A 21,883-nucleotide genomic window follows, 5' to 3' on the forward strand; every position below is an offset into this window, starting at 1 on the left:
CGTCACGCCCGGCGTCGGACCGCGAGCCGGCTTGCGGGAGTCCGCACCGACGACACGTCGGGTCGCACCGCTCGCGCGGTGAACCGCAAGAGCCGCTGCGCGGTGTTGTCCCGGCGGACCCGCCGGGCGAGGCTCGTGGTGCACCGACCGTCGTGCCCTTCCCGGAAGGGCCCGTCCGCGGATCACGACCGTCCGGTACCCGAACCGCCGACCCTCCCGGTCCGCCCCCGCCTGATCCGCGGGTGGACCGGCCGGGCGACGGACCCGGACCCGCGGCAGACCCGGCGGCGGTCGGTGCCGTTCCCCGGCACCGGGCCGGTCCCCCACCCGAACGGACACCGTATGTGCGGCATCATCGCGGCGCGCGTCAGCGACGACGTGACCCCCTTCCTGCTCGACGGTCTCGAACGGCTGGAGTACCGGGGGTACGACTCCGTCGGCGTCGCGGTGCGGACCGCCGCCGGTCGGATCGCCACGGTCCGGTCGGTGTCCCGCGTCGTGGACCTGCGGGCGGACCTCGCTGCACGGGCGGCCGCGGTACCGGCCGAGGACGCCTCGACCGGGCTCGGGATCGGGCACACCCGCTGGGCGACCTGCGGGACGGTGCGCGAGGAGAACGCGCACCCGCACGCCGACTGTTCCGGCCGGATCAGCGTCGTGCACAACGGGACCGTCGAGAACGCGGGACGGGTGCGGGCGACGCTCGAGCAGCAGGGGCACGTGTTCCGGTCCGAGGTCGACTCCGAGGTCATCGGGCACCTGGTCGAGCGTGCACTCCGCGTCGACCCGGACCTCGTGCTCGCGGTGCAGATCGCGACCGCGCAACTGCGGGGGTCCTGGGCGATCGTCGTGCTCGACGCCCGGGACGGCCGCATGGTCGCCGCCGCGAACCGGTCGCCCCTCGTCGTCGCACGCTCGGCACGGGGTGACTTCGTCGCGAGCGACGTCGGCACCATCGCCCGGTGGTGCGAGACCTTCGTGCCGCTCCGGGACGGTGACGTCGTCGAGCTCGGCGAGGCGTGGAGCTGGTCGTCGGAGGGCATCGCCGTGCCCGTGCCCTTCCCCACCCCGTCCCCGTTCGCCACGACCGCGCTCGACGTCGACCTCGGCGACCACCCGGACCACACGGCCAAGGAGATCGCCGAACAGCCCCGGGTCGTCGCCGACCTGCTCGAGCGCGTCCGGCAGCGCACGGCGGACGGCAGCACCTGGACGGGGCTCGGGCTGCCGGCGTTCGAGCGGCTCGCCGTCGTGGCCTGCGGGACGTCGCTGCACGCCGGCCAGGTCATCGCCGGCACCGCGCGCACCCTCGGCGGCGTGCCCACCGACATCGTCGTCGCGAGCGAGGTGGACCACGCCGTCCTCGGTCGCGACACCCTCGTCGTCGCCATCAGCCAGTCCGGGGAGACCGCGGACGTCCTCCGGGCGCTCGACCGCCTCGACGACCGGTACCCGGTCCTGGCGCTGACGGACGACGTGCACTCGTCCCTCGCCCGCCGAGCCGACGCGGTGCTCGCCTGCCACACCGGACCCGAGGTCGGGCTCGCCGCGACGAAGACCTTCACGGCGCAGGTGGTCGTCGGCGTGACCGCGGTCCTGTCGGCACTGGTCGCCTCGGGCCGGCTCGAGCCGACCCGCGCCGCAGCCCTGGTCGACGAGCTCTCCGGACTGCCCGAGCGGATGGCGGCCGCCGCTGCGGTCGCAGCCGAGCGCATCCCGCTCCTGGCCGCGACGGTCCGTGACGCTCCCGGGTTCCTGTTCGTCGGCCGCGGGCCCGGGCTGCCCTACGCAGCCGAGGGTGCGCTGAAGGTGGAGGAGCTCGCCTACCGGTGGGCGCGGTCCTGCCCCGTCGGTGAGCTCAAGCACGGTCCGCTCGCGCTCGTCGACGACGGTACCCCGGTCGTGGTGGTCGACCACGGGGACCCACGCATCGCCTCCGCCGTCGCCGAGGTCCGGGCCCGCGGCGGCCTCGTCGTCACGATCGGCGGTGCGGGCTCCGACGTACCGGCGATCGCCGACCGCGCGGAGGCCACCGACCTGGCCTGGGGACGGTCGCTCGCACCCTGGGGTCCGGTCGAGGCGGTCGTGCCCCTGCAGATGCTGGCGCGTGAACTCGCGCTGCAGCTCGGTTGCGCGGTGGACAAGCCCCGCGCCGCCGCGAGGTCGGTGACGGTCGAGTAGCCAGGCACGTGCAGCGCAACCGGGTGACGGTGTTCCTCGTCGTCCTGACCGGCCTCGCGGTCGTCGCGACGGTCGTCGTGGTGGTGCTCGTCGTCGTGGACGCCGTCCGCTGACCCGACGGCCCGCGCGGTCAGCGTCCTCTTGGTGGGTGCTGCCATCCTGGCGTCTTGACCGCAGCAGCCCCGCCCCTCGTGTTCGTCGCCGTCCTGGTCGGCGCCGTCCTGCCCGTCGTGCCCCTGATCGGCCGGGTCGCCCGGATCGCGGCCACCATCGTGCACGAGGTCGGCCACTGCGTCGTCGTGGTGCCGTTCGGCGGACGCATCGACCGGATCGACCTGCACGCCGACGGCTCCGGCGAGGCCTGGGTCCGACTCGGGCGCGTGCCGGCGGCGATCCGCTGGCTGGTCCGGGTCCTCAACCTCTTCGCCGGGTACAGCGCGCCGCTCTGGGCCGGGGTGCTGCTCGTCTCCGGGGTGCTCCAGGGGTCGCGGTGGCTCCCCGTCGTGGTGCTCGCCGTCGTCGGCCTGGTGGCCCTGGCGTTCGTGCGGAACTGGTTCGGCCTGCTCGTCGTGCTCGGCTTCGACGCGCTCGCGCTGTGGGTGGCGGTCCGGCCGTCGGAGGCCACCGTGCTCGTCGTCGCCGCGGTCGGCACCGCGTTCGTGGTGGACGGTCTGCGGTCCCTCGTGCACGTCGCCCGCTGGCTGCTGACCGGCGCCCGGGTGCAGACCGACTTCCACATCGCCGCCGCCGAGATGCGGGTGCCGGCCGTGCTGTGGTTCGTGCTCTTCGTGGCGGTGAACGGGGTGGCGGTGTGGCTCGCCCGGGAGCCGCTCCTCGCCACGGGGGACACCGTCGCCGCCGGGGTGCGCGCACTGTTCTGACCCGGGCTCGAGGCGTCGGCGGGCCGGCGTCGGCAGCCCGGCCGCGCTCCTGCGACATCGCACGCGTCGATCGACCGGTGCGATGTCGAACGATGCACACGCACACGATGCCGGCGCACGAACCGACGTCCCACGCGTCGATCGACACGCGTCTCGTCGCGTACACGTACCCGTCCGCCGTGCCACGATCGTCGGATGCACCCCGCCGATGCCCTCGCCGCGCTCACCGACGCGCCGTCGCCCGACCGCGAGCGGTTCGTCGGGTTCGTCCGCGGCACCGGGGACGCTGCACTCGACCGTTCCCTCGGCACGGAGCACCTGACGGCGTCGTGCTTCGTGTTCTCGCCTGATCGGTCCCGCGTCCTGCTCTGCCTGCACCGCAAGGGCCGGTTCTGGGTGCAGTTCGGCGGGCACCTCGAGCCGCAGGACGCCGACCTGGCCGGGGCGGCTCGGCGCGAGGCCCGCGAGGAGTCCGGCATCGTCGGCCTCGAGCTCGACGACGGCGTCGTGGCCGACCTGGACCGCCACGACCTGCACGGCGGCTTCTCCTGCGCGGCGCACTGGGACGTCGGCTTCGTCGCCACGGCGGACCCCTCCACCCGGACGGCGGTGAGCCACGAGAGCGAGGACGTCCGGTGGTTCCCGGTCGACGCGCTCCCGGAGCCGATCGCCCCGGGACTCCCCCGACGCCTCGCCGCACTGCTCGCCGGAGCAGACGCAGACGCAGACGCAGACGCGAGCACGGCCGCTCCCGCTCGGGGTGGCACCGCCGGCCCGTAACCCGACGCCGCAATGCCCCACCGTCCCGTCCGGCCTGCGAGAGTACCCGCACGACGGACACGCCAGGAGGACCCCATGTCGAACGACGGCCACGGCTTCGCCACCGAGCAGGTGCACGGCGGGTTCCTGCCCGACACCGCACACGGAGCGCGGATCCCCGCGATCCACATGACCTCGGGCTTCCTCTTCGACGACTTCGAGCAGGCCCGCGAGCGCTTCGCCGGTACCGACGACGGGTACACCTACACACGGCTGGGCAACCCGACGAACGCCGACGTCGAGCGCCGCGTCGCACTGCTCGAACGGAGCGCCGAGGCGATCCTCGTCGGCAGCGGCCAGGCGGCGGTGACGGTGGCGCTCCTCGGGCTCCTGCAGGCGGGCGACCACGTCGTGAGCGCCCGGAGCATCTACGAGGGCACGAAGGGCCTGCTCCTGCAGAACCTGGCGCGCCTCGGCATCGAGGTCGACTTCGTCGCGGACCAGCGCGACCTCGACGCGTGGGCCCGCGCGGTCCGTCCGAACACGAAGCTCTTCTTCGCCGAGACGATCCCCAACCCGAAGAACGACGTCCTCGACATCGCCGGGGTCGCCGACACCGCGCACCGGGCGGGCGTGCCGCTCGTCGTGGACAACACCCTGGCGACGCCGTACCTGGTGCGGCCGGTCGAGCACGGCGCCGACGTCGTGGTGCACTCCGCGTCGAAGTTCCTCTCCGGGCACGGTGCCGGCCTCGGCGGGCTCGTCGTCGACGGCGGGACCTTCGACTGGGGCCGTACGCCGGAACGCTTCGCCCACCTCACGACGCCGGACCGCGCCCTCGGGGGGCAGAGCTACGTCGAGCGCCACGGCAGCCGGGCCTTCGCGGTGTACGCGCGTGACGTCGTCGCGTCGCGGATCGGTCCGACGCCGTCGCCCTTCAACGCCTTCCTGCTGCGTCAGGGCATCGAGACGCTGTCGCTCCGCGTCGAGCGCCACGTCGCCAACGCGCTGGCCGTCGCGTCCTTCCTGGAGCGCCAGCCGGAGGTGACGAGCGTCGACCACGCGGGGCTCGCCTCCAGTCCGTACCACGACCTCGCCCAGCGCTACCTGCCCCGTGGGGCCGGCTCGGTCTTCGCCTTCACGCTCGCCGGTGGCGAGCCCGCCGCCCGCGCCTTCATCGACGCGGTGCAGCTGATCAGTCGGATGACCCACCTGGGTGACGTGCGCTCGCTCGTGCTGCACCCCGCGACCACCACGCACGCCGGCCGCAGCGCGGCCGAGCGGGCGGAGCTCGGCATCGGCGACGGCCTGGTCCGGCTGTCCGTCGGCATCGAGGACGTCGCCGACCTGCTCGCCGACGTGGAGCGCGGCCTCGCGGCGGTCCGTGCGGCCACCGGACGGGACGGCGCCGGCCGGGAGGCCCGCCTCACCCCCGCCACGGAGGTCGCGGCCCTCGCACGCGCTGTCCCGCAGGGCCACCTCGTCGTGCAGGAGGTCTGACGGTGGGCGACCTGCAGCACTTCGGGTACTTCTTCTCGCGGGGGTTCGGCCCGCAGGCCTGGGGACGGTCCGACTGGGACTGGGGCCACGACTGGACGAAGCCCGACCTGTACCAGCAGTCCGTCCGGGCGCTCGAGCAGGCGGGGATGGACCTCGTGATCGCCGAGGACGCGATCTCCCTCGGCAGTCCGGCGACCCTCGACCTGCGCATCCGGCAGGCGTACGGCGGTCCGAAGCACGACCCGCTGCTGCTCGCGCCGTACCTGTTCGCGGTGACGCAGCACATCGGCATCGCACCGACGGTGAACGCCGGCATCACTCCGCCGTACCTCGCCGCGCGGCAGGCCGCGACACTCGCGCACCTGTCCTCGGACCGCTTCGGGCTGAACGTCGTGACCGACACCGGCAGCGCCCGGCACGTCGGGGCGGCACCGCTGCCGCACGACGCCGCGTACGACCGCGCCGAGGAGTGGATCACGCTGCTCCGACGGCTGTGGCACTCGTGGGGCGACGGCTACGTCGGGGACCCGACGGACTGGCACTTCGCCGACGGCGACGCACTCGACGCGTTCCACCACGAGGGCGCGTACTTCACCGCCGACGGCCCGCTCAACGCGCTCCCGCTCGACGGTGACCCGGTCGTGGTCTCCCCCGGCGGATCCGGACGCGGACTCGGGTTCGCCGGGACGCACTCGGACGTGCAGCTCGCACTCGCACCGTTGACGGCCGAGGCGGTCCGCGCGTACCGGTCGAGGGTGCTGACCGCCGCGGCCGACGCCGGACGCAGCGCGGACGACCTGCGGGTGCTGTTCGTGCTCAAGCCGGTGCTGGTGCCCTCGGTCGAGGAGGCCGAGCGCGTCGTCGCCGCGTCACGACACCCGTCGGACGCCGATTTCCGGGCCGCCGCCGTCGCGTGGTCGAGCGACTCCGAGACGGACCTGCTCGCCCTCGACCTCGACGCACCGATCCCGGACGGGACCTTCGGCGACCACGTGTCCGCGGGCACGGTCCGCGGGCTGGTCGGGGACACGCCGGACGCGCCCCTCCGGGAACTCCTGACCCGGAAGGCCCGGCTCGGGCGGATCAGCGCGCGCGAGGGGTTCGTCGGGACGGCCGAGGAGTTCGCGGACTTCGTGGAGGAGCTCGGGGCGGACGCGGACAATGACGGGTTCATCCTGTCCGGCGACCTCCACCCGGCGCAGGTGTACCGGCTGACGGGCGACCTCGTGCCTGCACTGCGCCGCCGTGGGCTGCTGCGCCGGGAGTACGGCGACGGCGGCCTGCGGGCGAACCTGTTCGACTTCTGACCGGGCCCTACTTCTTCTTCTTCTTCTTGCCCTTCTTCTTGGCGGACTTCTTCTCGTCCTTCTTCTTCTCGTCCTTCTTCTTCTCGTCCTTCTTCTTCTTGTCCTTCTTCTTGTCGGACTGCTTCTCGTCCTTGTCCTTGGTCTTCTTGCCCTCGTCCTCGGGCTTCGTGCCCTCGTCCTGCTCGCCGGGCTGTTCCGCCGGGAAGTCGTCGTCGACCACCGTGCGCGAGGCGCGGACACCGGAGGGCGCGATCCCGTCGACCGGCTCGACCACGACGGACGTGCCGGCGTCCGAGAGCACGTCGACCTGCTGCTCCTCGACCACGGGTGCCAGGGCGTCCTCGACCCGCTCCACCACGAGCTCCGCCCCGTCCTCGGCGAGCCGCAGGAGCGCCTGGGCAGCACGGACCCGCGTGGTGGTCCTCCGTGCGAGCACGTCGGCCCGGGCTCCCTCGAGGAACCCACGCAGCGCCCGCTCCACCGCCGAGCGACCACGCGGCGCCGACCGATCGAAGCGGTCGAACTCGCCGGCGATGCCCGCGACGTCGTCCTCGACGTGCTCGTCGCGCACCGACGTCACCAGCGCGGCCACCGCCGACGCTGCCCGCTCGACCGCGGCCGAGCGCTGGTCGAGCACGACGAGCATCTCGAACACGGTGCCGTACGACACCGTCTCGAGGCGCACCGGCTCGGCACCACGACCGCGGACGACGAGCCGTGACCCGGGCGTGGGCAACCAGGCGACGACGGCGGCGACGGTCGCGACGGACCCCACGATCCGCTCGTACTCCGCCAGTCCCAGACGGTCCTGCTCGCGCAGACGGACTCGGATCGCGATCTCCTGCACCACGTGCTGCCCTCCCGGTCGGGTCGACGCAGGACCAGCCCCGCGCTCGCTCCGGACAGTAGTCCGGGACCCCGGGGGAACGACGAACGCCCCGGCGACGTCCAGAGGACGACGACGGGGCGTTCAGGCCGGCGGGACCGGCGGAGGTTCAGCGTGACAGCGGCTCGACGGCACGGCGTTGGTGGAGATGGGGGGAATCGAACCCCCGTCCATCGCTGCGGTTCGACGTCTTCTACGGGCGTATCCGGATGAGTCGTTCTGCTCGGCCCCGTCCTTTGCTACCGGCTTCTAGGACGACGGGCCCAGTCTCAGTGCAAGTCCCGCACGGCCCTGAGGCGCAACCGTGCAGCAAGTCCTCTGGATGACGCCGGAACTCAGGTTAGAAGACGATCACCTGGCCGACGGACTTCATGTGCTGGGCTGCTTACGCAGCGAGAGCGAAGTCAGTGCGCTTGGAATTGGCACTTGTTGTTTTCCACGGATCGTTCACGAGATGACCGTGGGTCCTCGGCCCGCTTCCCGTCGGCACACAGGCAATGTCGAAACCGATCATCCCCGTACGGGCCGTGACGTGCGAGCCGCTGTCACGCTGTTGAGTTGCCGATGCTCCCCGTGAGGAGCGGACCCCAGCCTAGCGGGGTGTGCTGAACGGCGCCACCGACGTTCGCCGAGGGCTCACCCCGCCGCGCTCACTCGCCGAGGCGGTTGCGCGAGCGCATGGCGCGCTCAGCCTCGCGCTTGTCGGTCTTCTCGCGCAGGGCCTGACGCTTGTCGAACTCGCGCTTGCCCTTGGCGACCGCGATCTCGACCTTCGCCCGGCCGTCGTGGAAGTAGATCTTCATGGGCACGAGCGTGTACCCGCCCTGCGCGGTCTTGTGCGAGATCTTCACGATCTGCTGCTTGTGCAGGAGGAGCTTGCGCTTCCGCCGCGGCGCGTGGTTGTTCCACGTCCCCTCGGTGTACTCGGGGATGTGCACGGAGTCGAGCCAGGCCTCGCCACCGTCGATGAACGCGTAGCCGTCGACGAGTGAGGCCCGCCCCTCGCGGAGGGACTTCACCTCGGTACCCGAGAGCACCATGCCCGCTTCGTACGTGTCCTCGATCAGGTAGTCGTGGCGCGCGCGACGGTTGGTCGCCACGATCTTCTCGCCGCGTTCCTTCGCCATGATGACTCCCTTCGTGACCGGGCACGGGCCCCGGTGCTGCTGCGCAGCCCTACAGCCTAGTGAACACGACGACCGCGGCGCACCTTCCCGGCGCGCCGCGGTCGTGGACGTGGTCGTCCTCCCGGAGGGACTGCCTCAGACCCGCAGGTAGCGGCGGATCGCGATGAACGCGGAGACCCCCGCGAGCAGCACACCGATCACGATCACCGACGGGACCACGATGGCCGCGTCCCCCATGCCGATGAACGCCGTACCGGAGAACCGCTGCGCCAGGTAGTTCCGGACGAAGAACCAGACCACCGCGGTGATCGCGCCACCGGCGAGCACCGCTCCGATCGCGGCGGCGATCACCCCCTCGAGCACGAAGGGTGTCTGGATGAACCGGTTCGACGCCCCGACCAGGCGCATGATGCCGAGCTCGCGTCGCCTGCTGAACGCCGAGAGTCGGATGGTGGTCGCGATGAGCAGCACGGCCGCCACGAGCATCAGCGACGCGATGCCGATCGCCGTGTACGACGATGCGTTGAGCAGGTTGAAGATCGGCTGCAGGTACCCGCGCTGGTCGACGACGCTCTGCACGCCGGCGACCTTCGACAGGCTCTCGACGAGCACGTCCGCCTGCGACGGGTTCTTCAGGTTCACCCAGAAGGTCTCGTTGAGGTACTCCGGCTTCACGAACTCGGTCGCGGGCGAGTCCTTGAACTGCTCCTTGAACCGCGTGAACGCCTGGTCCTGGTCCTCGTAGTACGTCTTCTCGATGTACGGCTTCAGGGTGGACGAGTCGAGCTGCGCCTGGACCTGCTCGCGCTGGTCCTCGGTCGCCTTGGCACCGGTGCAGTTGCCGGTGGTGTCGGTGTCGGTGCACAGGTACACCGCGACCTGCGCCCGGTCGTACCAGTACCCCTTCATCTGGTTGATCTGCATCTGCAGCAGGATCGCCGTGCCCACGAAGGTGAGCGAGATGAAGGTCACCAGGACGACCGAGACCACCATCGACGCGTTGCGCCGCAGGCCCGAGCCGACCTCGGACATGACGAGCCCGAGCCTCATCGGATGAGCCCCGGGATCGTCTGGATGCCGGTCGTGTTCGAGACGCCGGAGCCGCGCTGGATCGGCAGCGCCTGCGTCTGGTACCCGCCGGACTGCTCGTCGCGCAGGACGGTGCCGTTCGAGAGCTCGATGACCCGACGCTGCATCTGGTTCACGATGCTGGCGTCGTGCGTCGCCATGAGCACGGTGGTGCCTCCCTGGTTGATGCGTTCGAGGAGCGCCATGATGCCCGCCGAGGTGGTCGGGTCGAGGTTGCCGGTGGGCTCGTCGGCCAGCAGGATCGCCGGCTTGTTGACGACCGCACGGGCGATCGCGACGCGCTGCTGCTCACCACCGGAGAGCTCGTGCGGCATGCGGGTGGCCTTGCCGGCCAGGCCGACGAGCTTGAGCACGTCGGTGACGGCCTCGCTGATGAAGCCCTTGCTCTTGCCGATCACCTGGAGCGAGAACGCGACGTTGTCGAAGACGTTCTTGTTCGGCAGGAGCCGGAAGTCCTGGAAGACCACACCGAGGTTGCGGCGGAAGTACGGGACCTTGCGCGACGACAGCGCGCCGAGGCGCTGGCCGAGCACGTGGATCTGCCCGCGGGTCGGCTTCTCCTCCTTGAGCACGAGGCGGAGGAAGCTCGACTTGCCGGAGCCGGACGCGCCGACGAGGAAGACGAACTCACCCTTGAGGATCTCGAGGGAGAGGTCGTCGAGCGCGGGACTCGGGTTGCCCGAGTAGACCTTGGTGACCTGGTCGAATTTGATCATGACCGGATCAGGCTAGGTCGGGTGGGCCGGAAGTCAACCGAGGCGCGCGGCTCGACTCCCCCGCGAGCTCGCTCAGGAATCGTCGCCCTGCTTGCGCCAGCGGATGCCCGCGTTGATGAAGCCGTCCAGGTCCCCGTCGAACACCGACGACGGGTTGTTGACCTCGTGCTCGCTCCGGAGGTCCTTGACCATCTGGTACGGCGCCAGGACGTACGAGCGGATCTGGTCGCCCCAGCTCGCCGTGATGTTGCCGGCGAGCTCCTTCTTCTTCGCGTTCTCCTCCTCCTTCTTCAGGAGCAGCAGGCGCGACTGCAGCACGCGCATGGCGGCGGCGCGGTTCTGGATCTGCGACTTCTCGTTCTGCATGGACACGACGGTGCCGGTCGGCAGGTGGGTCAGGCGGACGGCGGAGTCGGTGGTGTTGACCGACTGGCCACCGGGGCCGGAGGACCGGAACACGTCGACCCGGATGTCGTTCTCCGGGATGTCGATGACCGCGGTCTCCGGCATGAGCGGGATGACCTCGACCGCGGCGAACGAGGTCTGGCGCTTGCCCGCGGCACCGAACGGCGACATGCGGACGAGGCGGTGCGTGCCGGCCTCGACCGAGAGCGTGCCGAAGGCGTACGGCGCGTCGACCTCGAACGTCGCGGACTTGATGCCCGCTTCCTCCGCGTAGGAGGTGTCCATGACGGTGGTCTTGAAGCCGTGCTGCTCGGCGTAGCGCAGGTACATGCGGAGGAGCATCTCGGCGAAGTCCGCCGCATCGACACCGCCGGCACCGGCGCGGATCGTGATCACCGCGGGGCGCTCGTCGTACTCGCCGTCGAGGAGGGTCTGCACCTCGAGGTCGCCCATGGTCTTCTGGATGGCCTTGAGCTCGTCCTGCGCCTCGGCCGCGGAGTCGGCGTCGTCGGCCTCGTTCGCCATCTCGACGAGGACCTCGAGGTCGTCGATGCGCTGCTCGGTGTCGGTCATCTTCCGGAGCTCTGCCTGCTTGTGCGAGAGCGCGCTCGTCACCTGCTGCGCGTGCTCGACGTCGTCCCACAGGTCCTGGGCACCCGCCTGCTCGCTCAGTTCGGCGATCTCGCGCTGGAGCCGGTCGACGTCGACGACCGAGCGGATGTTGCCGAAGGTCTCGCGGAGGGCGGACAGCTGCTCGGTGAAGTCAAGTTCGACCATGGTCACCGATCCTAGCGGCGCACGTCGCGCGCAGCCGACCGACCATCCAGCGCGAGCACGGGCACGAGTCGGGGCTGGCGAACCGGATCGCGGTCGACCGGAGCGCCTCGCCGGGAGTCGTCACCCACCACTTGCCCAGGACGACCACGTCGACACCATCGGCTGACGTTCCGTTGCCTGTCCCGGGACTCCGTGTGGGAGCACCGAGGCGCCGACCAGACGTGAGATAGTCCCAACAGTGACGAAGCGGTCGGATCGAGGGGAGACCTCCGTGGACAACGAACACCGGAACGGGGAAGTTGCTGACGCTATTGCAAGGCTCATCGAGGGCGACAGCTCCGCGGTCGTGAGGGACGTACTGAACCCCGTCGCCAACTTCTGGGACGTGGTCGACTACGGCGACGCTGCAGGCGAGATCCGGTACAGCAAGATGATCGGTTGGCTCCTCGATCCGCAAGGGAGTCACGGACTCGGACCTTCCTTTGCTCAGGGCTTCGTCAACGCCGCGTTCGATCCCGAGGTCGTGCCCGTGATCTCGCCGCGCGCGCGGGTGCACCCTCGCGAATGGCGCAACATAGACATCCTGTTGGTCGATCACGACGAACAGGGCCGACCGTTGTCGACGCTGGTGATCGAGAACAAGACCGACACCATCGAACACGCCAGGAGCGGGCTCGATGTCGGACAGACTCGTTGGTACAACTGGGTGATCCGTGGGGACTTCCGATCGATCCACACGGCCATCGACGTTTCCTCGCTCGACTCCGAGGAGAAGAGCCGTCTCCACAAGCGGGCTGACGGTTGGGAAGCTGAAGCCGGCCACTACCGGAACGTCCCGGAGTCCGGTAGGTACTTCGTCTACCTGACCCCCCGCACCGGTGACACCGCCGAGGATCCCGACTTCCAGACACTGACGTACGAGCGGCTCGAAGAACTTCTGGCGGACGCAGAAAGCGCACTGTCGGCACGGGGTAGCAGCGATGCAGAGAAGATCGTCCGAGACTTCCGACGCGCGATCCACCGCCGCTACCACGTGAAGCTCGACCAGGACATCCACGGTCTGTTCGAGGGCGAAGATCCTGCAGGCTCCCCCACCGTCGGTGCGTCGTCGCTCGCACCAGTGCTCACGGGACTTGCGAACGCGCTGGGCTACGTCGACGAGGAACACCGACGCCCGGGAGACGACCAGTACCTCGATTCCGCTCGCACTGATCCGGTCGATGTCATCGCAACTCTCGACGCGTTGAACGACCTCCTGGATGGTCACGCGCTGTCGCAGGCCGAGTTCAGTCGCCTCATCGAGTACATCTGGGATCACCGTCCGCAGCGGGTCTCGAACGACACGTCGCGATTCTTCTGGGGTGACGATCGTGCTCGCAAGTTGACCAAGATCGAGTTGCTGCAGAAGATCGCGCTCGCTTTCGCGCAGGAGCACGACGCCACGACCGTGTCGGACTTCTCGAGGGAGTTCGGAGCGGTCATCGCGCGAGTCGTCGGCACTCCGCGTGGGAACAGCTTCACCGGGGCGGACATCATCATCGATCCCGACGTCCACGCGTACTCGCCTGCCGCTGCAGCGCGGTACCGGGCGCGCGAGGTGGCTCTCCGCGACGAGATGGGGCCTCTGCTGCTCGACGACGGTCGTTACCGAGTCTCCTGGCAGCGCGGGTACAGGAGCGCAGCGCAAGCGGGCCGCAACATCCACCTGCCGCTGATCCGACACTTCGTGGCGCTCGGCTACCCGATCTCTGAAGCGTCGTAGCGAGGAGGACCTGACCGACGCCGGCGGCGTCCGGACGTTCGCCGAGCACGAGCACCGAACCCTTCCGAGCGACATCCGCCGACCGACCGGACAGCAGGTCGATCGATTGCCCGCGGTCGGCCGGCTGCGCAATGCTGAGCTGCTGGCTGTCGGGCGACCGGCTCACCGTCCGAGCGACGGCGCGCGCGAGGACATGCCCGCTCGGCTCGCTCGCGCGACCGCCCCCGGCAGCGCGGCGAGGAAGGCGTCGACGTCGGCGTCGGTCGAGGTGTACCCGAGCGTGATGCGCAGGGCGCCGCGGGCCTCGTCCTCGGACAGGCCCATGCCGAGCAGCACGTGCGACGCCTCCGGGACGCCGGCCTGGCAGGCGGACCCGGTCGACACGGCGACCCCGGCCGCGTCGAGCAGGAACAGCAGCGAGTCGCCCTCGCACCCGGGGAAGGTGAAGTGGGCGTTGCCGGGGAGACGGTCGACCGGGTCGCCCATGAGCACGGCGGTCGGGACGCGTTCCAGGACCCCCGCGACGAGCCGGTCGCGCAGGGCCGACGCGTCGTGCAGCCCGGCGTCGGCGGCGACCCCGAAGGCCGCCGCCGCCGGGGCGTCCTGCGTCCCGCTGCGGACCTGTCGCTGCTGGCCACCGCCGTGGATGAGCGGCTCGACCGTCGCACGGCGCCCGAGGACCAGCGCGCCGATCCCGACCGGTCCTCCGATCTTGTGCGCCGACACGCTGAGCGCGTCGAGGCCGGAGGCCGCGAACGACACCGGGACCTGGCCGTACGCCGCGACGGCGTCGCTGTGCACCGGCACACCGGCGGCGTGCGCCAGCTCGACGATGCGGTCGACCGGCTGCAGGGTCCCGACCTCGTTGTTCGCCCACAGGAACGTGACCAGGGCGACGTCCGAGGCGTCGGCGAGCCGTGCCTCCAGGCCGACGAGGTCGACGCGACCCTGTGCGTCCAGCGGGACCACGTCGACGACGGCGCCCTCGTGGCGCTCGAGCCACTCGACCGTGTCGACGGTGGCGTGGTGCTCGCCCGCCGGCACGACGATGCGCGGCCGCGGACGGTCCTGCTGCCGCGCCCAGTACAGCCCCTTGACCGCGAGGTTGATGCTCTCGGTGCCGCCGGAGGTGAAGACGACCTCCACGGGCTCCGCGTCGAGCGACCGGGCGACCGCGGCACGACCGTCCTCGAGCAGCATCTTCGCGCGCTGGCCGGCGCTGTGGATCGACGACGGGTTGCCCACCGTGACCAGGGCCCGGGTGAACGCGGCGAGCGCCGCGGGCAGGATGGGCGTCGTCGCCGCGTGGTCGAGGTAGACCGGCATGACTGCGCCCCTTCCGTGTGCGTTCACAGGATACCTCCGGCCCCTCGTACCCTGGTCGTCATGCACCGCACCGCGATCGACGAGACCCCCGGCTTCCGCCTCGGTGACGGCGCGCCCCGCTTCTCGGTGCGTTCCGCCTCCGCGACCGCGGTGACCCTCGTGGTCGTCGACGCCGACGGTGCCGAGACCCGCCACGTCCTGTCGCGGACCGACGGCACCGACCGGTGGGCGGCGGAGACGCCGGACGTGCGGCCGGGCGATCGGTACCACCTGCTCGTCGACGGTCCGGACGGACCCCGCCACGCGTTCGACCCCGGGCGACCGCTGCTCGATCCGTACGCGCGTGGCATCGTCCCCGCGGCGACGGCTGCTGCGAGCGGCGGCCCGCGGTGGACGAGCGTCGTGGTCGACGACGCCTTCGACTGGGGCGGTGTGCCGAAGCCCGACGTCCCCCTGGACCGGGCCGTCGTGTACGAGGCGAACGTCCGCACGCTCACCGCTGCGAACCGCGACGTCCCCGAGCACCTGCGCGGGACCTACGCCGGCGTCGCGCACCCGAGCACCATCGCCCACCTGCGCCGCATCGGCGTGACGACCCTCGAGCTGCTGCCCGTGCACGCGTTCGACACCGAGGCGTGGCTCCGGGACGCCGGTCGCGAGAACGCGTGGGGCTACAACACCCTCGGGTTCTTCGCACCGCACGCGGCCCACGCCTCGTCGGACGCCCGTACCGCGGGTGCCTCCGCGGTGCTCCGCGAGTTCAAGGGCATGGTGCGGCTCCTGCACGAGGCGGGCATCCAGGTACTGCTCGACGTCGTCTACAACCACACCGCCGAGGAGGGCACCGGGGGACCCACCACCTCGCTGCGCGGCATCGACGGGGCGGGGCGGTACCGCTGGACCGAGGACGGTGCGTCGTACTACGACACCACCGGCTGCGGGAACACGCTCGACACCTCGGTCGAGGCCACCGCGGAGATGATCGTCGACAGCCTGCGCTACTGGGCGCGCGAGGTGCAGGTCGACGGGTTCCGGTTCGACCTGATGGCGGCGCTCGCCCGCGACGAGCACCACGTGTTCGACCCGGCGCACCCGTTGCTCGAGCGCATCCGGCAGCACCCGGACCTGCAGGACGTGCTCGTCGTCGCCGAGCCGTGGGACGTCGGTCCCGACGGATGGCGCACGGGGGCGTTCGGCCCCGGCACGAGCGAGTGGAACGACGGGTTCCGGAACACCGTCCGTCAGTTCTGGCTGACCGACGTCGCCGAGGAACGCCGGAACGGCACCCCGCAGGCGGGCATCGGTCGGCTCGCCGAGGCGCTCACGGGGTCCCGCGGCACCTTCGGCCAGGAGCGCGGCCCCCTCGCGAGCGTCAACTTCGTCACGGCCCACGACGGCTTCACGCTGCTCGACCTCGTCTCGCACGACCGCAAGCACAACGAGGCGAACGGCGAGGACGGGCGGGACGGGTCCGACGACAACCGCTCGTTCAACCACGGGATCGAGGGCGACACGGCCGACCGCGGGGTGCGTGCCGCCCGGGGCCGGTCGATGCGGAACCTCGTCGGCACCCTGATGCTCTCGGCGGGCATCCCGATGCTGACCGCCGGCGACGAGCGCAGCAGGACGCAGCACGGCAACAACAACGCCTACGTCGTGTCCGACGACCTGACCGCCGTCGACTGGTCGGACGACGAGGACGCCGAGGCGATGACCGAGGCGGTCGCGGCGCTCACGCGGCTCCGCGCAGCGCACCCGGCGCTGCGGCCGACCCGCTTCGGGGTCGAGGGGCGGGAGACCCCCGGCGCGTCGCGCATGGCGTGGTACGGACCGGACGGGCAGCCGATGACCCCCGAGGGGTGGGACCAGCCCATCCACCGGGTCGTGCAGTACTTCGCCGAGTCGACGCCGGAGCACGAACCGTTCGACCGGGTGCTCGTGGTCGTGCACGGCAGCGGGCGGACGCGGGACCTGACGCTGCCGGCTCGACAGGACGTGCTCGGGTACCGGTTGGCCTGGTCGAGCGAGAAGCACCGCGACCACGAGCGGCTCCGGCCGGGCGGGCAGGTCTTCACCGCGTACGGCCCGGGCATCCACGTCTTCGAGGTGTCGTAGGGCGGTCGTGGCCCGACGCGCCCCCGTCCGGGGAAGGAACGGGCGACGGAGCCCGTACGTGCGCGTCCTGCACACGCCGTGTGGCGCGCCCGACACTGCACAGGGAACGCGTTCCGGGGAACGCGAGCGCTCCGGCCGGGTAGCGTCGCCTCCGTGGCCACCGCAGATCGACCCCGCCGACCGAAGATCGGGCGCATCCCGATCACCCAGCTCGCGCCGACGACCCCGAACGGGTTCCCGGGCAAGGCGTTCGACGGCGAGGTGATCACGTTCGGCGCGACCGTCTTCCGCGAGGGCCACGGGATCATCGGCGCCGACCTCGTGCTCGAACGCCCGGACGGCGGGACGCGCACCGTGCCGATGCTGCTCGGCGCTCCCGGCACGGACCGCTACGAGGCCACCGTGCAGGTCGACCACGTCGGCGTCTGGACGTGGCACGTCGAGTCGTTCTCCGACGACTGGGCGACGTGGCTGCACGCCGCCCGGCTCAAGATCGCCGCCGGTGTCGACACCGAGGCGACGCTCCTCGACGGCGCCGTCCTGCTCGACCGACTCGCCGCCGAGACCGACTCCAGCGCCGCCGTCCGCGCGGCCGAGCAGCTGCGGGACACCGACCTCGAGCCGACCGAGCGCCTCGCCGTCGTCGACGACCCGCGCATCACGGGTGAGGTCGAGGACTCCCCGCTGACCTCGCTCCGGACGCACTCCCCCACGCAGCTCCTCGACGTCGAGCGGCAGCGCGCGGGCGTCGGCGCCTGGTACGAGTTCTTCCCCCGCAGCGAAGGGGCGAAGAAGAACGCCGACGGCTCGTGGAGGAGCGGCGACTTCCGCACCGCGGCCCGCCGGCTCCCGGCCGTCGCGCGCATGGGCTTCGACGTGGTCTACCTCCCGCCGATCCACCCGATCGGCACCACGGCGCGCAAGGGCCCGAACAACACGCTCACCCCGGGACCGCACGACCCGGGCAGCCCGTGGGCGATCGGTGGTCCCGATGGCGGGCACGACGCGATCCACCCCGACCTCGGCACCGAGGACGACTTCCGCGACTTCGTCGAGACGGCGAAGAACAGCGGGATGGAGGTCGCGCTCGACTTCGCACTCCAGTGCTCCCCGGACCACCCGTGGGTGGACCAGCACCCCGAGTGGTTCACGGTCCGGGCGGACGGGTCGATCGCCACGGCTGAGAACCCGCCGAAGCGGTACCAGGACATCTACCCGATCCAGTTCGACAGCGACCCCGAGGGCATCGTCGCCGAGGTCCTGCGGGTCCTCGAGCACTGGATCGCGTTCGGGATCCGCATCTTCCGCGTCGACAACCCGCACACCAAGCCGCTCTGGTTCTGGGAACGCGTCATCCGCGAGGTCCGCGACCAGCACCCGGACACGGTGTTCCTCGCCGAGGCGTTCACCCGCCCGGCGATGATGCGCGCCCTGGCCGAGGCCGGGTTCCAGCAGTCGTACACGTACTTCACGTGGCGGAACACGAAGGAGGAGATCGAGGACTACTTCTCCGAGCTCAGCCACGAGACGAGCGCCTACCTGCGCCCGAACCTCTTCGTGAACACCCCCGACATCCTCACCGAGTACCTGCAGTTCGGCGGTCGCGCCGGCTACAAGGTGCGCGCCGCGCTCGCCGCGACCGGGGCGCCGACCTGGGGCATGTACGCCGGGTACGAGCTCTTCGAGGACGTCGCACGCCCGGGGTCCGAGGAGAACATCGACAACGAGAAGTACGAGTACAAGCCGCGCGACTTCGCCCTGGCCGAGGCCGAGGGCGCGAGCCTCGCGCCGTACGTCACGATGCTCAACCGCTTCCGTCAGGCCCACCCCGCGCTGCGTCAGCTCCGGAACCTGCACGTCCACGACGCCGAGGACCCGGCGATCGTCGTCTACTCGAAGCACCTGCCCGCCGAGTTCATCCGATCGGGCCGCGCGGACACGGTGATCGTCGTCGCGAACGTCGACCCGCACTCGGCGCGCGAGACCACCGTGCACCTCGACCTCGCCGCGCTCGGGCTGCCGAACGAGCAGCCGTTCGTCGTCCGCGACGTCGTCACCGGGCAGCGCTGGGAGTGGGGTTCGTCCAACTACGTCCGCCTCGACGCCTTCCAGGAGCCCGTGCACCTGCTCGTCGTGGAGGGACCCGTCCGATGACCGACAGCGACCCGAAGGGGATCCCGCCGATGGGCTCCGACCGTCCCACCCCCGCCACCCCGGACCGAGGCCAGGGGCCGAGCGTCCCGCCGGTGCCGCCCCCGCCGCCGCCCGTGACCCGCTCCCGTGCCCCGGGCGTGGTCCCGCCGGCCGACGAACCCGCACCCCGGTACGAGCCACGGGTCTCGGCACCGCACGAGGACCTCCCCGGCGCCGCGCCCGTGGCGGAGGAGACGCCGGACCGCGGGGTCCCGGAGTCGGCGACCCTCGCCGGCGCAGCTCGTGACGGCGCCCCGGCACCGACCGGCCCGGAGCGCACGGACCCGACCGGTGCGTCGGTGGACGGCGCGGACGCACCGCTCTCCGAGGGCGGACGCTCGGCGGCACGGGGTGCGACGGCGACCGCGGCGGACCTCGTCGCAGCACCCGAGTCCGCAGCACCGCAGCACGCAGCACCGGACTCCGCGGCGCCCGCCGGCGGCAGCGACGTCGCCCCGACCTCGGGAGCCGCTCCCCGGCCCGCGCCGGTCGAGGACTGGCTCCGCCAGCAGGTGGCCGAGGGCCGTTGGTCCCAGCCGCACGACGTGCTCGGTCCCCACCCGGTGGACGGGGGCACGAGCGTGCGCGTCGTCCGGCACCTCGCGACGGCCGTCCGCATCGTGCGCCCCGACGGCGACGACATCGAACTCACCCACGAGGGCGACGGTCTCTGGGCCGGTGCCACGACCGGCACGCTCGGTCGGTACCGCGTCGAGGCCGACTACGACCTCGACGAGTCCACCGACGCCGACGACGCGACGTGGACCACCGACGACGCCTACCGCTTCGCGCCGACCATAGGCGAGCTCGACCTCCACCTGTTCGGCGAGGGCCGTGACGAGCAGCTCTGGCAGCACCTCGGCGCGCACGTCCGCACCGTCGACGGCGTCGACGGCGTCGCGTTCACCGTGTGGGCACCCCGCGCCACCGCCGTCCGCGTGATCGGGGACTTCGAGGGGTGGGAGGGCCGCACCACCGCGATGCGTCGCCTGAACGACCTCGGCGTGTGGGAGCTCTTCTGGCCCGGCGCCCTCGTCGGGCAGCGGTACAAGTTCCAGATCCTCACGGACTCCGGCTGGGTCGAGCGAGCGGACCCGTTCGCCCGACGCACCGAGGTCCCGCCGCTGACCGCCTCGGTCGTCACCGCCTCCGACCACACGTGGTCCGACGGCGACACCGCCTGGATGGAGCGTCGGGCGCAGACGACGACCCACGATGCGCCGATGAGCGTCTACGAGGTGCACCTCGGATCGTGGCGCCCCGGGCTCTCCTACCGCGAGGCCGCCGATGCGCTCATCGGCCACGTGCAGCACCTCGGGTTCACCCACGTCGAGTTCCTGCCGCTCGCCGAGCACCCGTTCGGTGGCTCGTGGGGCTACCAGGTCACCGGGTACTACGCTCCGACCGCGCGCTTCGGCACGCCGGACGACCTGCGCTACCTGATCGACCGCCTGCACAGCGCCGGCATCGGCGTGATCATGGACTGGGTACCGGGACACTTCCCGAAGGACGAGTGGGCACTCGCGAAGTTCGACGGCTACGCGTTGTTCGAGCACCCGGATCCGCGTCGCGGTGAGCAGCTCGACTGGGGCACCTTCGTGTTCGACTTCGGGCACCCTCAGGTCCGCAACTTCCTGGTGGCGAACGCGCTCTACTGGTTCGAGGAGTTCCACATCGACGGCCTGCGGGTCGACGCCGTGGCCTCGATGCTGTACCTCGACTACTCCCGCACCGAGTGGCTGCCGAACATCCACGGCGGTCGCGAGAACCTCGAGGCGATCTCGTTCCTGCAGGAGACGAACGCCACGGCCTACAAGCGCTACCCCGGCATCGTGATGATCGCCGAGGAGAGCACCTCGTGGCCCGGTGTCACCCAGCCGACGAGCGCCGGCGGGCTCGGCTTCGGCCAGAAGTGGAACATGGGCTGGATGCACGACTCGCTGCAGTACATCGAGCGAGACCCGGCGTACCGTGCGTACCACCACGACGAGATCACGTTCTCGCTGGTCTACGCCTTCAGTGAGCAGTTCACCCTGCCGATCAGCCACGACGAGGTCGTGCACGGGAAGGGCTCGCTCTACGGGAAGATGCCCGGCGACGAGTGGCAGAAGCTCGCGAACGTCCGGGCGTACCTCGCGTTCATGTGGGCGCACCCCGGCAAGCAACTGCTCTTCATGGGCCAGGAGTTCGCCCAGCCGTCGGAGTGGTCCGAGGCCCGGGGGCTGGACTGGTGGCTCCTCGACGATCCGGGACACCTCGGCGTGCAGGACCTCGTGGCGTCGCTGAACCGCGTCTACAAGGAGACCCCGGCGCTGTGGACGCACGACTCCTCCCCCGAGGGCTTCGAGTGGATCGAGGGCGGCGACGCGCCGCACTCGACGCTCGGGTTCCTCCGGAAGGACGGCGACGACCGCCTCGCGGTCTTCGTGAACTTCTCCGGGGTACCCGTCGAGCGCCGGTTCGGGCTGCCCTCTGCGGGCACCTGGCACGAGGTGCTCAACACCGACGCCACGGAGTACGGCGGGTCCGGTGTCGGCAACATGGGTTCGGTCACGGCCGACGAGACGCCGTGGGCCGGCCGCCCGGCCTCGGCACACCTGGTGGTCCCGCCGCTGGGTGCGGTCTGGCTGCGACTGGCCGACTGACCCCGCCGCCGCGCGGACGCGACCACGGGACGGACGGGAGGCCCGGTGCCAGCTGGCACCGGGCCTCCCGTCCGTCGGCCGCCCGTGTCGTCCGCGGTGGCCGCCGCGCGAGACGCCCCCGAACACAGGAGACGCCCCCGTTCCCGGGGGCGTCTCGTGGTTCCTGCGGCGTCTCGCACCGACGCCGGCGTCTCGCACCGGCCGACGGTGGCGC

Annotated in this window: 15 protein-coding genes and 1 other RNA gene; 9 read left to right on the plus strand and 7 right to left on the minus strand. The window is 71.4% G+C overall.

The window, feature by feature from the left end; all coding sequences use genetic code 11:
• The first annotated feature begins 342 nt into the window (after positions 1 to 342).
• The 5 genes from glmS to J2X59_RS11235 all read left to right on the plus strand — a co-directional run bounded on the left by glmS (position 343) and on the right by J2X59_RS11235 (position 6,628).
• Complete coding sequence (gene glmS, locus J2X59_RS11215) at positions 343 to 2,181, plus strand: glutamine--fructose-6-phosphate transaminase (isomerizing) (RefSeq protein WP_326496728.1); 1,839 nt, start codon at positions 343 to 345, stop codon at positions 2,179 to 2,181.
• A gap of 167 nt (positions 2,182 to 2,348) precedes the next feature.
• Entirely contained in the window at positions 2,349 to 3,062 is a 714-nt protein-coding gene (locus J2X59_RS11220; RefSeq protein WP_326496729.1) for a M50 family metallopeptidase, read from the plus strand.
• Positions 3,063 to 3,257: 195 nt separating this feature from the next.
• Positions 3,258 to 3,842 carry an NUDIX hydrolase gene (locus J2X59_RS11225; protein WP_326496730.1) on the plus strand — a complete coding sequence of 195 codons (585 nt, stop codon included), beginning with the start codon at positions 3,258 to 3,260 and terminating at the stop codon, positions 3,840 to 3,842.
• Positions 3,843 to 3,917: 75 nt separating this feature from the next.
• Positions 3,918 to 5,321, plus strand: coding sequence for an O-acetylhomoserine aminocarboxypropyltransferase/cysteine synthase family protein (locus tag J2X59_RS11230; RefSeq protein ID WP_326496731.1), 1,404 nt, complete (start codon positions 3,918 to 3,920; stop codon positions 5,319 to 5,321).
• A 2-nt stretch (positions 5,322 to 5,323) separates the two neighbouring features.
• On the plus strand, positions 5,324 to 6,628 hold the full coding sequence (locus J2X59_RS11235) for an LLM class flavin-dependent oxidoreductase (RefSeq protein WP_326496732.1): 1,305 nt from the start codon (positions 5,324 to 5,326) through the stop codon (positions 6,626 to 6,628).
• Positions 6,629 to 6,635: 7 nt separating this feature from the next.
• Here the strand turns inward: J2X59_RS11235 and J2X59_RS11240 are convergent, their stop codons facing one another.
• The 6 genes from J2X59_RS11240 to prfB all read right to left on the minus strand — a co-directional run bounded on the left by J2X59_RS11240 (position 6,636) and on the right by prfB (position 11,628).
• A complete protein-coding gene (locus J2X59_RS11240; RefSeq protein ID WP_326496733.1) occupies positions 6,636 to 7,478 on the minus strand; it encodes a hypothetical protein in 843 nt (280 codons plus the stop codon).
• A 176-nt stretch (positions 7,479 to 7,654) separates the two neighbouring features.
• Positions 7,655 to 8,032: a transfer-messenger RNA gene (gene ssrA / locus J2X59_RS11245) on the minus strand.
• Between the two features lie 132 nt (positions 8,033 to 8,164).
• Positions 8,165 to 8,641, minus strand: a complete 477-nt coding sequence (smpB, locus tag J2X59_RS11250) for an SsrA-binding protein SmpB (protein ID WP_066654782.1) — start codon at positions 8,639 to 8,641, stop codon at positions 8,165 to 8,167.
• A 135-nt stretch (positions 8,642 to 8,776) separates the two neighbouring features.
• Positions 8,777 to 9,691, minus strand: coding sequence for a permease-like cell division protein FtsX (gene ftsX / locus J2X59_RS11255; RefSeq protein ID WP_326496734.1), 915 nt, complete (start codon positions 9,689 to 9,691; stop codon positions 8,777 to 8,779).
• A complete protein-coding gene (gene ftsE, locus J2X59_RS11260; protein WP_066654786.1) occupies positions 9,688 to 10,446 on the minus strand; it encodes a cell division ATP-binding protein FtsE in 759 nt (252 codons plus the stop codon). The genes ftsX and ftsE overlap by 4 nt, the downstream gene beginning before the upstream one ends.
• A 72-nt stretch (positions 10,447 to 10,518) precedes the next feature.
• On the minus strand, positions 10,519 to 11,628 hold the full coding sequence (gene prfB / locus J2X59_RS11265) for a peptide chain release factor 2 (protein ID WP_066654787.1): 1,110 nt from the start codon (positions 11,626 to 11,628) through the stop codon (positions 10,519 to 10,521).
• A gap of 271 nt (positions 11,629 to 11,899) precedes the next feature.
• Here prfB and J2X59_RS11270 point away from each other — a divergent pair, with 271 nt between their 5' ends.
• A complete protein-coding gene (locus J2X59_RS11270; RefSeq protein WP_326496735.1) occupies positions 11,900 to 13,390 on the plus strand; it encodes a PD-(D/E)XK nuclease family protein in 1,491 nt (496 codons plus the stop codon).
• 162 nt (positions 13,391 to 13,552) lie between these two features.
• Here the strand turns inward: J2X59_RS11270 and J2X59_RS11275 are convergent, their stop codons facing one another.
• Positions 13,553 to 14,716: a cysteine desulfurase family protein gene (locus tag J2X59_RS11275; protein ID WP_326496736.1), complete on the minus strand. Its 1,164-nt coding sequence runs from the start codon at positions 14,714 to 14,716 to the stop codon at positions 13,553 to 13,555.
• 60 nt (positions 14,717 to 14,776) lie between these two features.
• On the opposite strand from J2X59_RS11275, the gene J2X59_RS11280 reads away from it, so the two are divergent.
• The 3 genes from J2X59_RS11280 to glgB all read left to right on the plus strand — a co-directional run bounded on the left by J2X59_RS11280 (position 14,777) and on the right by glgB (position 21,669).
• Positions 14,777 to 16,831, plus strand: coding sequence for a glycogen debranching protein (locus J2X59_RS11280; RefSeq protein ID WP_326496737.1), 2,055 nt, complete (start codon positions 14,777 to 14,779; stop codon positions 16,829 to 16,831).
• A 153-nt stretch (positions 16,832 to 16,984) separates the two neighbouring features.
• The gene (locus tag J2X59_RS11285) at positions 16,985 to 18,985 is read left to right on the plus strand and encodes an alpha-1,4-glucan--maltose-1-phosphate maltosyltransferase (protein ID WP_326496738.1); all 2,001 of its coding nucleotides are present in this window, start codon (positions 16,985 to 16,987) and stop codon (positions 18,983 to 18,985) included.
• Positions 18,982 to 21,669 (plus strand): 1,4-alpha-glucan branching protein GlgB, encoded by a 2,688-nt coding sequence (gene glgB, locus J2X59_RS11290; protein WP_326496739.1) that lies wholly within the window; start codon positions 18,982 to 18,984, stop codon positions 21,667 to 21,669. Before J2X59_RS11285 ends, glgB begins: the two co-directional genes overlap by 4 nt.
• Positions 21,670 to 21,883: the final 214 nt, after the last annotated feature.

Source organism: Curtobacterium sp. 260, from assembly GCF_030803485.1.
Lineage (GTDB): Bacteria > Actinomycetota > Actinomycetes > Actinomycetales > Microbacteriaceae > Curtobacterium.

Coding starts and splice junctions, on each gene's coding strand:
- glmS (WP_326496728.1), top strand. CDS start 343: ATGTGCGGCATCATCGCGGCGCGCGTCAGCGACGACGTGACCCCCTTC.
- J2X59_RS11225 (WP_326496730.1), top strand. CDS start 3,258: ATGCACCCCGCCGATGCCCTCGCCGCGCTCACCGACGCGCCGTCGCCC.
- J2X59_RS11230 (WP_326496731.1), top strand. CDS start 3,918: ATGTCGAACGACGGCCACGGCTTCGCCACCGAGCAGGTGCACGGCGGG.
- smpB (WP_066654782.1), bottom strand. CDS start 8,641: ATGGCGAAGGAACGCGGCGAGAAGATCGTGGCGACCAACCGTCGCGCG.
- ftsX (WP_326496734.1), bottom strand. CDS start 9,691: ATGAGGCTCGGGCTCGTCATGTCCGAGGTCGGCTCGGGCCTGCGGCGC.
- ftsE (WP_066654786.1), bottom strand. CDS start 10,446: ATGATCAAATTCGACCAGGTCACCAAGGTCTACTCGGGCAACCCGAGT.
- prfB (WP_066654787.1), bottom strand. CDS start 11,628: ATGGTCGAACTTGACTTCACCGAGCAGCTGTCCGCCCTCCGCGAGACC.
- J2X59_RS11275 (WP_326496736.1), bottom strand. CDS start 14,716: ATGCCGGTCTACCTCGACCACGCGGCGACGACGCCCATCCTGCCCGCG.
- J2X59_RS11280 (WP_326496737.1), top strand. CDS start 14,777: ATGCACCGCACCGCGATCGACGAGACCCCCGGCTTCCGCCTCGGTGAC.
- glgB (WP_326496739.1), top strand. CDS start 18,982: ATGACCGACAGCGACCCGAAGGGGATCCCGCCGATGGGCTCCGACCGT.